The organism is Larkinella harenae, assembly GCF_054780515.1.
This window is the reverse complement of record NZ_BAAGWE010000003.1, coordinates 388950-403264: the sequence shown is the minus strand read 5'-3', so window position 1 is coordinate 403264 and position 14315 is coordinate 388950. Positions and strand designations below refer to the sequence as shown.

Below are 14315 nucleotides of genomic sequence, written 5' to 3'. Positions count from 1 at the left end.
AGAAACGGCTTCTTTTATGTTATTTAATCAATAGCGTAATTTAATCAATCATATTTTGAAAGAGTGCTTAGTGGTCATTCCGACCTATAACGAAATCGAAAACATCGAAGCCATCATTCGCAAGGTGTTGAGTTTGCCCGCGCCCTTTGATGTGTTGATTGTCGATGACGGATCGCCGGACGGGACAGCCCAGCGGGTAAAAGTCCTGCAACGCGAGTTTGAGGCTGGTGAGGGGGGGCAACGGCTTCATCTCATGGAGCGTCGGGGAAAACTCGGTCTCGGTACGGCTTATATCGCCAGCTTTCACTGGGCGTTGAACGAAGGGTACCAGTATGTCTGCGAAATGGATGCGGATTTTTCCCATAATCCCGACGATCTGGTTCGGCTGTACGAAGCCTGTGTCATTGGCGGGAATGATGTGGCTATTGGCTCTCGGTACATCACGGGGGTGAACGTGGTCAACTGGCCGATGGGCCGCGTGCTGATGTCGTATTTTGCCGGCGTTTACGTTCGTTTCATCACCGGAATGTCGGTAATGGATCCAACGGCCGGTTTTATCTGCTACAACCAGGCGGTTTTAAAAGCGGTGCTTCAGAATAACATTCGGTTTGTTGGCTACGCTTTTCAGATTGAAATGAAATTTTTGACCTGGAAGTACGGTTTCCGGATAACGGAAGTGCCGATTATTTTCACAGATCGTACCAAGGGTGTTTCCAAAATGTCGACCGGTATTTTCAAGGAAGCGGTTTTTGGCGTCCTGCAAATGAAAGTGGGCAGCTTTTTCCGGCATTATATTCCGCCCAAAAACGATCCGGTACCGGTGCCGGTTCAACAAAAAGCAACTGAAACGGTGTAGGCAAGCCTGCACCGTTTTTTTGTGAAATAGGAGTTGAGCGCGACGCGCGGATGGATGCTGGAATTTTTCTAAAAAAATTGTCACCGTTGTCCAATTCTGAGAATCCAGTTGTCATGAATAAAAATTCAGATACCAATGGAACAACGATTGAACATTCATGAAAAAGGGCAGGGGGCCCTGAAACCTCTTTTTGGTATTGGCGGCTATCTAAAGAAATCGCCGGTTGATACAAATCTGCTGGAACTGGTTTATTTCCGGGTATCCCAGATCAACCAATGTGCTTATTGCCTCGACATGCATTCAAAAGATTTGCGGGCGAGAGGAGAAACCGAGCAGCGCCTGTATGGACTAAGTGCCTGGCGAGAAGCCCCGTATTACACCGAGCGGGAAAGAGCCGCCCTGGCCTGGGCAGAAGCGGTGACGCAATGCCACGTAACAGATAAGGTATACAATTGGGCGAATAATCAGTTTTCGGACGAAGAACTAATCGATCTCACACTGGCTATTACGACCATCAATACCTGGAACCGCATCAACTTGGCTTTTCCGGCAGCCATCGGAACGTATCAAGTGGGCCAGTTCGCTTAAATCAAACCATTTTCTTGTAAACAAAAAAACGCTATGAACGAATTTCTCTTGGCCATCCACCGGGATCTGACCAGCAAAGACGCCAGCCCATCGCCCGAGCAAATGCAGGCCGCAATTAAGCCGTTTCAGGATTGGATCGGTAGCATAGCCGCCCAAAACAAACTGGTTAGCCCACCCCGGCGCTGGGATGCTGGCGGCCGGGTGATCCGTTCCAACCACACGGTAACCAACGGGCCTTATGCCGAAATTAAGGAATCGCTGGGCGGTTTGATCATGATTCGGGCGGTCGATTATGACGAAGCCGTAGAAATTGCGAAAGGTTGCCCAATCATTCAGTGGGGGGCCGTCGTTGAAGTGCGAATGGCCATGCCAGCACCGACGGTATAAACGACCAAAAACCGCCTTCTGACAACGAAGGCGGTTTTCCTGGCTATATGGAAGAACGAGAGCTGTTACCCCATTTGTTCCGGACGGAGTACCGAAAAATTGTTTCAGTACTTTGCTATTGGTTTGGTATTGAGCATATTGAGGTCGCCGAGGATATTGTTAGCGATACGTTCCTGTCGGCTACAGAATTGTGGAGTTTAAAAGGTATTCCCGATAACCCGACGGGTTGGCTGTATACCGTTGCCAAGAACAAAACCAAAAATCACCTAAAACGGAATTCGCTTTTTGAGCAGAAGCTTTTGGCTGAAATAAAGTATACGGCTCCAAAAAACGAAGAAATTGATCTTGATTTATCCCATAAAAATATTGCCGACAGTCAGTTAGCGATGATTTTTGCGGTTTGTAATCCCTGTATTTCCAGTGAAGCGCAGGTTGCACTCGCCCTGAATTTGCTGTGCGGTTTTGGGATTCAGGAAATAGCCGATGCCTTCATCACGAACAAGGAGGTTATCTATAAGCGAATCCAGCGGGCGAAAGAAAAGCTGAAAGAAGCCCGGATTAAAATTGAACAGCCTAATCTGTCGGAGATCAACAGCCGGTTGGAAACCGTTCTGCAAACCCTGTACCTGTTGTTTTCCGAGGGATATTATTCTACCTCACAAAATATTCCACTGCGCAAGGATCTCTGTGCCGAAGCTATGCGCCTGAATTACCTGCTGATCGAAAACGAAATTACCAACAAGCCCGCCGTTCATGCGCTGTTTGCGCTGATGTGCTTTCACGCTTCCCGCTTTGAGGCCCGGAGCAATTCAGAAGGCGAAATTATTTTGTACGAAGATCAGGACGAAACCCGCTGGGACCGGGGACTGATCGAAAAAGGTACCTACCATTTAATTCAGGCATCGCACGGAAATCAGCTCTCCAGTTATCATCTGGAAGCCGGAATAGCTTATTGGCATACCCACAAAGAAGATACTTCCGAAAAGTGGGAACAGATCTTGCAGCTTTACAACCACCTGCTTATACTGGAATATTCACCCATAGCTGCCCTGAACCGTACATTTGCCCTGGCAAAAACCAATGGAAAAGAAGCCGCCATTCGAGAAGCTGAAAAGCTACAGCTAACCGACAATCATTTTTATTTTTCATTATTAGGTCATCTCTACACCGGTCTTGATAATGTCAAAGCGCTAAGCCATTTTGAATCCGCTCTTGCTATAGCTAGTTCGGCTGCGGACAGAGCTGTTATTGCCAAATACATCGCTCGATTGGCGCTTGTTCTTCCTTCATAAAGCGGCACAAAGCATCCATTGCGCGAATAGTATTCTGTTCATTGGCTCATTTAAGTTAATTATTTATTGGACTATTCGGCTGTACGCACTTTACGACCTTTCGTGCTGCCAGGTGCTCATTGTTACCACGAATTCCTTAATTCGCTCCATTATCGGTGCTACAAATGTTCGGAAAAATTCAGAAAATTAGGTTTTTTACCTCTATAAATAAAAATAAAAATTGTATTATATAAAGAATATTTGAATTTTTTCATTATTCTCAATTCTTGAGTAAATGGCTTAAATAGAAATATGATGAAGACTGATTGTAGTTAAGCCAAATATTATTTGGTTTTATAAAATGCAATTTTAATAATATGCTTAAATTTAAATTGTACTGTAAATCAGTTGATTAATTGTGGTGAACCAAATGTTATCTTTATATAGTTACTTTGTTGAAACAGATTCAAAAAAGGTTTTCCACTGTAAACAAATAAAAAGATGAACACCACACTGAAAGCTTCGTTGATTGCCCTCGGAATGGGCTTTATTATGATTTGTGTCGTTGACGCCGTTGTTCCTCAGTCTTTACTGGGCTCGCTGCTGGGTCAATCCGCACCGAAAGCGAATGTAACTGTCGTTGTCAACCGGGTCGATGATCAACCTGTAACGGTTCAACTGTCGAAACTGAACGGCGAAGTAATCGCCAGTGAGCAACTGATCGAAGGAAATACCATTCACTTTGGCTTGAATGATGCTGTCAACGGAACATACCGGGTTGAAGTATCCAATAGCACCACTAAAAAGGTAAAAGACGTAACCTTGTCGGCTCAAAAGGCGGTTTAATACGAAACGGACGAAAAATCCGTTCAGTAAATGTGCTAACTATAACAGTTTTGGTAAACTTGTTGTAGTTAGCATTTTTTATGTCATTACTTCTTCGATACCTGTGGGTTTGCTTGTGGCTGATGCTGGCGTTCAGTGCGCGGGCGCAAAAACCGTTGTACACCCCAAAACAACGGACGGCCCTCGAACGGCTTAGTCAGGATTTGCAACAAACCCGTCGTCCGTCTTACCGCCGAGCCCTCGAAATTGCCCAAAAACGCGCTATCCCCTTACGGGAAGTCCGTTCTGACGGAACCGTGGTGATCCTGCACGACGTGGACGAACGTGGAAACCTACTGTTCAACGCAACGAACAGTGCAACCCGGGCCGGAAATACAACGCGCACTTCTGCCCTTTACGAAGGGGGAGGGCTCGGTCTGGCATTGTCGGGAAGTAGCCCGTCGGTGCGGGACAAGCTGGGCGTGTGGGATGGCGGTAAACCGCGAACGAGCCACGTTGAACTGACGGGTCGCGTGACTCAAGTGGACAATGTAACGGCGATTTCAAACCATCCTACGCACGTCGCTGGCATCATGATTGGAACGGGTTTGAACGAGCGTACCCGCGGAATGGCGTATGCGGCCAACCTGAAAGCCTACGATTTCGCGAACGATAATGCCGAAGTGGCGGCTGCTGCTCCTAATTTGCTGGTCTCCAACCACTCGTACAACATCCAGGCCGGCTGGATTTTCAACGCCGACCGCGCGGGTGATATCAAATGGGAATGGTGGGGCGATACGACCATTAGTGCCACGGAAGATTATAAATTCGGCATTTATAACAACGGCTCCCGCAACTGGGACCGGATTGCCGTGGCCGCACCGTACTACCTGCTCGTTAAATCGGCGGGCAACACGCACGGACAAAATGGCCCCGGAGCCGGCGTGGCTTACTGGCTGGGCAGCAGTAACACGCAAAGCAGAACCCCCCGCAACAATCAGAACGGTTACGACCAGATTTCAACGGATGGCAACGCCAAAAATATTCTGTCGATTGGCGCCGTCAGCAGCATTTCTCCGGTCTATACGCAACCGTCGGATGTGCGGCTGGCAAGCTTCAGTTCCTGGGGGCCTACCGACGATGGGCGTATCAAACCGGATTTAGTCGGAGTTGGGGTCAGTGTTTTATCAAGCGGTTCGGCCGGGGATAATGCTTATACAACGCTTTCCGGGACATCAATGGCGGCTCCGAATGTGTCGGCTTCGCTTCTTTTGTTGCAGGAATATTTTGCGCAGTTGCACGAAGGACAGGTAATGCGCTCGTCGACGTTGAAAGGTCTGGTCCTGCATACGGCTGATGAATCAGGTGATGCGCCCGGGCCGGATTATCGGTTTGGCTGGGGCTTATTGAACATGGAGCGAGCGGCCCGCGTCATCGGGAATACGGATAAAAGTCATTGGCTGGAAGAACGAACGCTGAGTCAGGGCGAGCGGCAAACCGTTCAACTGGTGGCATCGGGCCGCGGGCCACTGGTAGTCACGATTTGCTGGACGGACCCGGAGGCTACGGCGCTGACGGCGGCAGCATCCAACCTGAACAACCGCAGTCCGCGCTTGGTCAATGATCTGGACATTCGGGTGGCCGACGGTTCGCAGGTTATTCTGCCCTGGGTGCTAGACCCTGAAAATCCGGTAAATCCAGCCACGCGGGGCGATAACATCCGGGACAACGTGGAGCAGATTCTGATTGCCAACGCCATCCCCGGCAAAACGTACACATTGACGGTTTCGCACAAAAATGCCCTTCAGACCGGAAAGCAGGATTTCGCGCTGATTGCCAGCGGAGTTGGAGGAAAGGCATACTGTGCGTCAGCTGCTGCGGCTGCGGGGCCGGCGAACGTAGACCGGGTGCGATTTGGCACAATCAATCAGGTTGGAAACAGCGGTTGCCAGGCGTATTCGGACTTCACCAGCATAAGTTCGAACGTGTCGATTGGACAACAGATTCCGTTGGAAGTTACCATGGGAAGTTGTGGTGAAAACCGTTCGACGATCACTAAAACGTTCATCGACTGGAATTTAGACGGCGATTTTGACGATGAAAACGAACTGGTTGCTACTTCCACTCCCCTGACCACGCCAGCTACTTTTTCAGCGAATGTAACAGTTCCGGGCGGTTTGGCGGAGGGCCAGTTGACTCGGATGCGCATTGTAACGGTCGAAACCACGGATGCGGGAGCGGTGTCGGCCTGTGGGAATTATGCGAACGGTGAAACGCAGGATTATGGCGTTCGGTTTGTACGTCCTCAAACCGATGTTGGAATTAGCGCGCTGGTAACGCCCCAGAACGGTTTTTGCAACCAAAATGAGCTGCAAGTGGCTGTCATGGTTCGCAATTACGGTTCTACAGACCAACGGAACATTCCGGTGATCGTTCAGGTGCTGGCCCCTTTCGGCAGCACGGTGGCTAGTTTTCAGGACACACTTCGGACGGTTTTGGGGCCCTCCAAGGAGGCCCAGTTGCTGCTGCATGGCCCGGCAACAATTTTAGCTGCAACGGCTTATCGGTTTACGGTGCGCACCCGCTTACCAGATGACCAGAATACGGCCAATGACCAGCTGGTAAGCATTTTGACCACGGCTGCCGCGGCCACCGAGCAGGGCGAATTCTCGGTGTCGGCCTGTGATACGAATGGAATTTCATTGCGCAATACTGGCGTGGGAACGGCTTTTTGGTACGATGCTCCCACGGGCGGAAATCTGGTTGGGGCCGGAAATCAGGCCACGGCACTGCGGCAAGTGACTAATGGAACGTATTATGCTGCTTTGAACCAGTTTGCGGGAAGCGTCGGGCCGGCTGATAAACAACGTTTTGGTGGGGGAACGTATTCAGGTAATTTTGGACCCCAACCCCTCATTTCGACCCAGGTTCCGCTTGTGCTGGAAAGCGCCCGGCTGTATATCGGAAGTCCGGGACGGATTATTTTCACGGTTCAGCGGCTAAATGGCACCCCGGTTTCCAGTGTTATCCTCGATGTAACGCCCACCCGTAACCCGGATACGCCGGTTGGTACGCCACCCGCGGGGCAGCAATCCGACGATCCGGCAGACCCCGGAGCAGAGTATTTGCTCAATTTGTCAATTCCTGAAGCTGGTAATTATAAAATTGCGATTGAGTATGAAGACGGAGCAACCATTTTTCGGAGTAACATCGGCGTCGCGGGTTTTCCGTTCCAGCTTCCAGGCGTCATTAGCTTACGAGGGTCGGTTTTCAATAGTGACACCCTAACCAATGCCTATTATTATCTCTATAATTTGCGGGTAAAAGCGATAGGTTGTCCAGCCGCCCAGCGCGTAGCGGTCACTGCCAGGCCGGGCTCGGCTGTGGTGGCTACGATTACGCCGGATGGGGCAACGGATATTTGCCGGGGCAGCGAAGTGGTGTTGCGGGCGGGCGATGTGGCCGATTATACATACCAGTGGTTTCGGGATGGGCAAACGGTTTCGGGAGCAAGCTCGTCGACGCTGGCAGTTTCGGCTGCGGGCTCTTATAGCGTTCGGGTGGCCGGGGAGTGCCCGCCGGTTACATCGGCAGCTGTGGTAGTTACCGTTAAAGAGCCGCAGGCACCCATCATTTCCCGCGATGGGTATACGTTACGATCCAATGCCGCGTCGGGAAACCAGTGGCTCCTGAACGGTGTGCCGATTTCGGGCGCTACCCAACAAACCTATAACGCCCGCCAGTCCGGAAGGTATTCGGTGAGGGCTAATGTAAACGGCTGCGCTGAGCTGGTTTCGCAGGAAATCCAACTGGATGTCGTTACCTCGGTAAATCCACCGGTTGTTTCGGCGGCCCGATTACTGGTTTCGCCCAATCCGGCTTCACGCCTGGTTTCAATCATTTTCGTTCCCGAGTCGGGCAAACGTCACACGTACTCCGGTTTGCTGGTCGATGCCCGGGGGCGGGTAGTACGGTCAACGGTTTTGGCTCAAACCGCGACCGATTATGCGGGCGTATTGGATGTGTCAACTGTAGCGGCTGGTTTGTTTTTTGTCCTGATTCAGGATGAGCAGGGGCAAACGATTCAACGAAGCAAGGTGCTAAAACCGTAAAGGAGCAGAAGTAGTAATAGCGAGTTTAACCCGGGTTCATTCCCGAGCCAAAGCGATCAAAATAGCTCCGGCCGCCATCAGAACAGCTCCGGCAACCACTTGCCAGTTTATTTTTTCTTTCAGAAACACAACCGCCAGAATGATGGTAAACACCAGCGAGATTTTGTCCAATGGCGAAGCTCGGGCGGCATCCCCTAGTTTCAGGGCTCGAAACGAAAACAGCGACGATATACAGGTAATGATGCCCGCCGAGATCAGATAAATCCAGACACGGCGTTCAATGCGGCTGACATCGGCCAAACTTCCCTGACTAATAACAACACCCCACGACACAATTAAAATGCAAATGGATTGAATGGCGAAGGCCAGACTGGAGTCGACATCTTTGATGCCTGCTTTGGAGAGCGTTACAACCAGGGCGGAGGCCAGAGCCGCCAGCAGCGAAAAGAGAATCCACATCGTCTCAGTAAAAAGGTTCAATGGGGGTAATAGCCGAAAAGGTCAAAATGATTTAGAATCTGATTAACAGGTTTTGAATGGGTACTGACTTTTGACCAAACGGTCGTTTCAAAGAAAAGCGAATGGAATCAAAAACAGCCATCAACACCTATTAGAAGTGGTTTCACGTCTGCGAGCACGAATTCCAATCACCGCGGTCAGATTGCCTGGCTCAAAAGCCGTCTGCCGGGCGGCAAACCGGCGAAAGATTGAAACACCGGTCAGGGGTTGCAATCCCAACTAGCAAGGGCTATTCAAACGCATTCTTTGGTTACTTGGCCCGGCTCATTCCAGGGCAATCTTAGCCTGAATGACCGGGTGCTCGCTCTGGCCGACCCGTGAAAGAGGGGCATTGCGTCGCCAGGTGCCGCCATTGATCCGTTCCCAGTAAAGAGCAGGTCGTAATTCACGGTTAAATGCCAGGTATTGTCCGAAGCATTCGCGTACGTTCTTTTGTCCATCCGGCATTTTGAATGAAGTCGCAAACTTGTAGCGGTCCTCGTCCGTCGGTAGCCATTCCATCGCGATAAACAGGCCTTCCTTCGGAAACGAAATCTGGTAACGCGACAAATCAACTTCACACCAGGTGTTACCCCGCCGGGCGGCCACGACAAGACTCTGAGGCAACAGATCTTCGCCTGGTTCACCGCCTTCATTGGCATACACCCGCACCCGGAAGGGTGCCGTGGCCACACCTCCGCGAGCAATCAGGTACGAAACCCGTTGCAGGTACCCCCGGATGCCTTTTGGATTCCGGACGTGCAAGGCAAACTCAATGTTCCGTCCGGAGCAATTGCCCCACACTATGGGGGCTCGTTTGCGGGTAGCTCCCACAGTTGCCAGGCGAGGTTTGCGGCCTCGCACTACAATTTCGGCCAGCACATTTGATTTAGGACGAAGGCGAAAAACGGCCGTATCAGATTGGGAAAAACCGTTTAGGGGGAGCAGTAAGTTTTCAAAACCTACGCAGCTAATAAGCAGTGTATCAATTTTTTCGGGAATTCGAGCTGTAAAGCTCCCCTGTGCGTCGGCATACGTACCGAAACGGTGCTGTGGCTCACTGATTAAAGCGTAGGACACTGGTTGATGAGTAGCCTCGATAACGACCCGGCCTCTGACGGTCGTTTGAGCAAACACGAACAGGGGATAAAATACAAAGACAAATAGAGCCGGAAACCGGCGGCAAAAGTTCGTATACATGGAAAACCGTTAACAATTCGGTAGTTTTGTAATCCGGGTAGGCAAGGACGCTAGATTCGCTGCGTTGAACCAAAATCCGATTGTATTTTCAATTCATCAGCTGCATGGAATTAAAACACGTTCCCCTCGAAACGATTCATGAAAAACTAGGGGCAAAAATGGTGCCGTTTGCCGGATTTTTGATGCCCGTACGGTATTCGTCCGATATTGAAGAACACCAGACGGTCCGCAATGCTGTCGGGATCTTCGATGTATCGCACATGGGAGAATTCGTGTTGAAGGGTGAAAAAGCCATTGATCTGATTCAGAAAGTATCGGCCAATGATGCTTCACTCCTGTTTGATGGTAAAGTTCAATATAGCTACCTTCCTAATAATCAGGGTGGTGTGGTTGATGACCTATTGATTTACCAGATCAGCCCCATCGAATTCATGCTGGTGGTCAATGCGTCGAATATCGAAAAAGACTGGAATTGGATCGAAAGCCAGAATGATTTTGGTGACGGTGTGGAAATGGTCAATATCTCGGATGGAACCTGTCTGTTTGCTGTTCAGGGACCGCTGGCGGCTCAGGCGCTGCAACCGCTGACAAATGCCAAACTGGATTCGATGTCGTACTACACCTTTGAAAAAACGGATTTTGCCGGTTTTCCGAATGTTATTGTTTCTGCCACGGGTTACACGGGCGCGGGTGGTTTTGAGATTTACGTGGCCAACGAACAGGCCGAAGCCGTCTGGAATGCAATTATGAAAGCCGGAGAACCGTACGGAATCAAACCCATTGGGCTAGGAGCGCGTGATACATTGCGGTTGGAAATGGGCTTTTGCTTGTACGGCAATGATGTTGATGATACGGTTTCTCCGCTGGAAGCCGGCCTGGGTTGGGTGACCAAGTTTACCAAACCGTTTGTTAATTCCGAAAGCCTGCAAGCTCAGAAAAATGAGGGGTTGAAGCGCAAATTAGTAGGCTTTGAACTCATCGACCGGGGAATTCCGCGCAGCCATTACGAACTGTGCGACGCCGACGGCAACCGCATTGGTGAAGTCACTTCCGGCACGCAGTCGCCCACACTGGGCAAAGGCATTGGCATGGGCTACGTTCCGACCGACTACAGCAAACCGGGTTCCGAAATTTTTGTTAAAGTGCGCGACCGGCTGCTGAAAGCGCAGGTTGTGAAAGTACCGTTTGTGAAAAAATAAGAAACTACGTTTCGGTATTTGGTAGCCGGTTCGCGCAACGATGCGCTGCGTGAACCACTGAAAACCACAAGGCCACTACTGGAACTTTTACTAATCAGCTACCTCTAACGCCTGATGCCGCGTGTGGATCCTGCGTTCTGTTTCCAACTATGAAAACCATTGACGTCTGCCTGACTCCCGATTTACTCCACCTTCATACTGATTCGCTCGAAAATTCCATTGTTGTTGTTGCCGATGTATTCCGGGCTACCTCCTGCATGGTAACGGCTTTTGCATACGGTGTCAATAGTATCATTCCCGTGGCTACCGTTGAGGAGTGCAGCCAGTTGCAGAATCGGGGGTACCTGGCTGCAGCGGAGCGGAATGCTAAAATGGTCGACGGGTTCGATCTGGATAATTCGCCCTTCAGTTACATGGACGAGCGGCTCATTGGTGCCAACATTGCTATGACAACCACCAACGGTACGTACGCCATTACCCGATCGCGGAAGGCGGTAAAGGTGCTGGTGGGCTCTTTCCTGAATCTGGACGCCATTGTGCGGTATTTACGGGGAGAGCGTTATGACGTTATGGTGCTGTGTGCGGGTTGGAAGGGGCGCGTCAATCTGGAGGATACGTTGTTTGCCGGCGCCCTCATTGAACGGCTCAAAGATGAGTACATGGTTCCGGAAGACAGTGGCCTGATGGCCTGGCGGATGTACGTACAGGGTAAAAATGATTTGGCGGGCTTTCTGGCCAATTCATCGCACGTCCGGCGGCTGCATCGGCTGAGTATTCACAAAGACATTATTTACTGCCTTCAGCACGATCTCTACGACGTGATTCCGGTATTGCGCGGCAGTGCGCTGGTGAGCATGGAAGTATGACGGTTTTGTTTTACTGGTCAACCTGAGCCATCGTGTTCACGGTGGATGAGACAGGTTGAGGTAAGACATAAAAGAAAGTGGTTCCGCTGCCAGAAACGCTTTCGGCCCAGATTCGTCCGTTCAATTTGGTAATAAACTCTTTGCAAATGGTCAGGGCCACTCCAGCGCTTTGATCGACCTGGCTATACTTGGTAGTTGCAAATGAGAAAAGTTGATCAAGTTGTCGCTTGGTCATGCCGGTTCCTTCGTCCCGCACCGAGACAGTAAATTCTCCATTATCATACCTAGCGTCGATGGTAATGGAACCACCTTCTGGCGAAAACTTGATAGCGTTGTGAATCAGGTTTCGGTTGACAAACTGAATGACCTCTTTATCAGTCGTTATGGACAAATTCGTATCAATCCGGTTGAAAAGCGTTACTTTTTTGGACTGCATGAGCGAATGGTGAATCAAAGCCGCTTCTTCAATCAACGAATTAGCCATCAATGTCTCGGCTGTAGCGCTGTAACCGGCGTATTGTTTTTTTACCCACTGCAAAATATTGTCGAAAGTCCTTAATATCGTTTCCACCTCTGTTTGCAGTGAATTATGAAGCAGATCCATTTCTTCTTTTGTAAGGTGGAAATCCTCTTTCATAAAAGTCACCATGTTCAACGTGGAGTTAAGTGGTGACCGGAAGTCATGAGCCAGCATGGAAACGAGTTTGGCTTTGAATTCGTCAGACTGCGTCAACAATGCATTTTGCTCCGTAATTTTTTTGTTGAGTTCCAATTGTAAGCGCGCGTGTTCGCGTAGCTTTTTGTAACCGGAATACATAACCGCAATTGTACCAATTGATAGAACAGAAAATCCAATAAGGAGCCAGATAATTCGCTGTTTATCCGTAGACTCCTTTTCGATGAGATTAATTTCCTGCTGGGTATTGTAATAAGTAATATAATCGCCAATAAAATTCTTGTTGTTATTTTTTTCTTCTTCCAGCGCCTGTACCAGCCGGTTATTGGTACGAGCAAGTTCTTTTTCATCTTTAGTGAGTCGGTAGCAGTCCAGCAGCGATTTTAAAACTTCGATTTTGAAGGTAATAAAACCGTTCTTTGCGGCTAAGGCATAACTTCTGTCGTAGCACGCGATGGCGCTGTCAATTTTCTTCAATTTAAGAAAGTACGCTCCGTAATAACTCAGGCCGACAATCTCATGATATTCCCAGTGATGGCGTTGGGCAATTTGTAGCGATTGCTGGATGAGCTGTAAGGCGTCCTGGGTTCTACCGGCTTTCAGGAGCTTATCACTTTTGAGTTGTTTCACAAAAAGCAGGGCGCGATCATACTTGAAACGGCGGGCAATTTGCTCGGCTTTGTTCAGGTAATAATCCGCCGAGTCTGGATTGAGTTGCGGTCGGAGTAACTCGTAATTGGCGTACAACATGCTCCGGGTCGAATCCGGCGGAAGTGCGGCTGCCTTGTTTAAGGCGAGTTGGGAAAATTTTAACGAATTGGAAGAGTCGCCCAAAACGTCATAAACAACCGCCGAATTCATGAGCATATTGACGGTGCCAATACTGTTGGGAATGCTTTCGTACTCCCGCATGGCTTTTGCGTATAAATCCAGTGCCTGGCTGTAAGCTCCTTTCAAAAAAAGGGCCGTTGCAATGTTACAAATCGCATCTGCTTTGCCTTTCGGATAATTGTGCCGATCGGCCATCGACTTGGCCTTAATACCGTATGACAAACAGCTGTCGGCACTTTTCATGTGCATCATAAAACCGATCAGATTTAGCTTATCCAGGTAAACGGTACTATCTGTTATTTTTGGGAGCTGCGCTTGCAATGATCTCATTTCGGATAGCTGGGCTTGGGCCGAATGGCAAATCAGGAAGGATAGAAACAGTAAAAAATGAACAGTGAACTTTACTGTCTTTGAAGCTAGCATTTCACGTAGTTTGTAAGAAATAAATTATCTTTTTTGAAGGCTAAGGAGAGCGGGACAGAAGTAGTGTAAAATAATTTCTTCAGAGGAAGGCCGGGATAGGTTTTAGGATTCACTAAACCTGTTTGCTGATGGGGCTGCTAAAATAAGCAAAGTCAAAAGCCAAAAAAAGCCGGAATGAATTCATTCCGGCTCGGTCATGATCATTTTTGCGATTTAATCCTGATACGCAACATGCTGTTCGGTTTGCAGGTAATCGACAACTCCCTGAAAAGTCGTCAATTTAGAGTAGTCTTCATCCGGAATCCGAACCCCAAATTCCTGTTCCAGTTGCATAATCAAGTCAACCGTATCCAGGCTATCCAGACCCAGATCGCGCGTAAAGTGAACGTCCGGGTGAATGGCTGATTCTTTGACGCCAAAGTTTTTGAGGATGTTGGTTACGCGGTCTTTCATAGTCGTAGCTGTTTTCAGGTTGCTAAATGGTGCAGGTGTGACGTCTGCTTGTGTGATCTGTGTAAAGTGGCTGTGCTTAGAGAACCGCCGGTTTTCTTTTTTAGTTTGCCCGTTTATGAACTTTTCGTTA

General features: G+C 49.3%; 12 protein-coding genes. 8 read left to right on the top strand and 4 right to left on the bottom strand.

The genetic code is table 11. The features are described from left to right. Positions 1–55 precede the first annotated feature (55 nt). The 6 genes from ACYVH9_RS18740 to ACYVH9_RS18715 all read left to right on the top strand — a co-directional run bounded on the left by ACYVH9_RS18740 (position 56) and on the right by ACYVH9_RS18715 (position 8039). Entirely contained in the window at positions 56–856 is an 801-nt protein-coding gene (locus ACYVH9_RS18740) for a polyprenol monophosphomannose synthase (protein ID WP_460637912.1), read from the top strand. Between the two features lie 135 nt (positions 857–991). After that, positions 992–1444 carry a carboxymuconolactone decarboxylase family protein gene (locus ACYVH9_RS18735; protein ID WP_460637911.1) on the top strand — a complete coding sequence of 151 codons (453 nt, stop codon included), beginning with the start codon at positions 992–994 and terminating at the stop codon, positions 1442–1444. A gap of 33 nt (positions 1445–1477) precedes the next feature. Continuing rightward, complete coding sequence (locus tag ACYVH9_RS18730) at positions 1478–1831, top strand: YciI family protein (protein ID WP_460637910.1); 354 nt, start codon at positions 1478–1480, stop codon at positions 1829–1831. Positions 1832–1878: 47 nt separating this feature from the next. Next, entirely contained in the window at positions 1879–3123 is a 1245-nt protein-coding gene (locus ACYVH9_RS18725; RefSeq protein WP_460637909.1) for an RNA polymerase sigma factor, read from the top strand. A 480-nt stretch (positions 3124–3603) separates the two neighbouring features. After that, positions 3604–3948 (top strand): hypothetical protein, encoded by a 345-nt coding sequence (locus ACYVH9_RS18720; protein ID WP_460637908.1) that lies wholly within the window; start codon positions 3604–3606, stop codon positions 3946–3948. A gap of 80 nt (positions 3949–4028) precedes the next feature. After that, entirely contained in the window at positions 4029–8039 is a 4011-nt protein-coding gene (locus ACYVH9_RS18715) for a S8 family serine peptidase (RefSeq protein WP_460637907.1), read from the top strand. A gap of 36 nt (positions 8040–8075) precedes the next feature. Here ACYVH9_RS18715 and ACYVH9_RS18710 read toward each other — a convergent pair whose 3' ends face one another. Both ACYVH9_RS18710 and ACYVH9_RS18705 read right to left on the bottom strand, forming a co-directional pair. Further along, positions 8076–8498, bottom strand: a complete 423-nt coding sequence (locus tag ACYVH9_RS18710) for an EamA family transporter (protein WP_460637906.1) — start codon at positions 8496–8498, stop codon at positions 8076–8078. Positions 8499–8822: 324 nt separating this feature from the next. Then, positions 8823–9737, bottom strand: a complete 915-nt coding sequence (locus ACYVH9_RS18705; protein ID WP_460637905.1) for a carboxypeptidase-like regulatory domain-containing protein — start codon at positions 9735–9737, stop codon at positions 8823–8825. A 104-nt stretch (positions 9738–9841) separates the two neighbouring features. Between ACYVH9_RS18705 and gcvT the strand changes: the two genes are divergently transcribed. Beyond that, positions 9842–10936 (top strand): glycine cleavage system aminomethyltransferase GcvT, encoded by a 1095-nt coding sequence (gene gcvT, locus ACYVH9_RS18700; protein ID WP_460637904.1) that lies wholly within the window; start codon positions 9842–9844, stop codon positions 10934–10936. Positions 10937–11085: 149 nt separating this feature from the next. Beyond that, complete coding sequence (locus tag ACYVH9_RS18695; RefSeq protein ID WP_460637903.1) at positions 11086–11802, top strand: 2-phosphosulfolactate phosphatase; 717 nt, start codon at positions 11086–11088, stop codon at positions 11800–11802. Between the two features lie 10 nt (positions 11803–11812). Here ACYVH9_RS18695 and ACYVH9_RS18690 read toward each other — a convergent pair whose 3' ends face one another. Both ACYVH9_RS18690 and acpP read right to left on the bottom strand, forming a co-directional pair. Then, positions 11813–13639, bottom strand: a complete 1827-nt coding sequence (locus tag ACYVH9_RS18690; RefSeq protein WP_460637902.1) for a tetratricopeptide repeat-containing sensor histidine kinase — start codon at positions 13637–13639, stop codon at positions 11813–11815. A gap of 306 nt (positions 13640–13945) precedes the next feature. Then, positions 13946–14185 (bottom strand): acyl carrier protein, encoded by a 240-nt coding sequence (gene acpP / locus ACYVH9_RS18685; protein ID WP_460637901.1) that lies wholly within the window; start codon positions 14183–14185, stop codon positions 13946–13948. Positions 14186–14315 lie beyond the last annotated feature (130 nt).

What these genes read in the sequence shown, in the direction of transcription:
- ACYVH9_RS18735 (WP_460637911.1), top strand. Translation starts at nt 992, where the DNA reads ATGGAACAACGATTGAACATTCATGAAAAAGGGCAGGGGGCCCTGAAA.
- ACYVH9_RS18730 (WP_460637910.1), top strand. Translation starts at nt 1,478, where the DNA reads ATGAACGAATTTCTCTTGGCCATCCACCGGGATCTGACCAGCAAAGAC.
- ACYVH9_RS18725 (WP_460637909.1), top strand. Translation starts at nt 1,879, where the DNA reads ATGGAAGAACGAGAGCTGTTACCCCATTTGTTCCGGACGGAGTACCGA.
- ACYVH9_RS18720 (WP_460637908.1), top strand. Translation starts at nt 3,604, where the DNA reads ATGAACACCACACTGAAAGCTTCGTTGATTGCCCTCGGAATGGGCTTT.
- ACYVH9_RS18715 (WP_460637907.1), top strand. Translation starts at nt 4,029, where the DNA reads ATGTCATTACTTCTTCGATACCTGTGGGTTTGCTTGTGGCTGATGCTG.
- ACYVH9_RS18710 (WP_460637906.1), bottom strand. Translation starts at nt 8,498, where the DNA reads ATGTGGATTCTCTTTTCGCTGCTGGCGGCTCTGGCCTCCGCCCTGGTT.
- ACYVH9_RS18705 (WP_460637905.1), bottom strand. Translation starts at nt 9,737, where the DNA reads ATGTATACGAACTTTTGCCGCCGGTTTCCGGCTCTATTTGTCTTTGTA.
- gcvT (WP_460637904.1), top strand. Translation starts at nt 9,842, where the DNA reads ATGGAATTAAAACACGTTCCCCTCGAAACGATTCATGAAAAACTAGGG.
- ACYVH9_RS18695 (WP_460637903.1), top strand. Translation starts at nt 11,086, where the DNA reads ATGAAAACCATTGACGTCTGCCTGACTCCCGATTTACTCCACCTTCAT.
- ACYVH9_RS18690 (WP_460637902.1), bottom strand. Translation starts at nt 13,639, where the DNA reads ATGAGATCATTGCAAGCGCAGCTCCCAAAAATAACAGATAGTACCGTT.
- acpP (WP_460637901.1), bottom strand. Translation starts at nt 14,185, where the DNA reads ATGAAAGACCGCGTAACCAACATCCTCAAAAACTTTGGCGTCAAAGAA.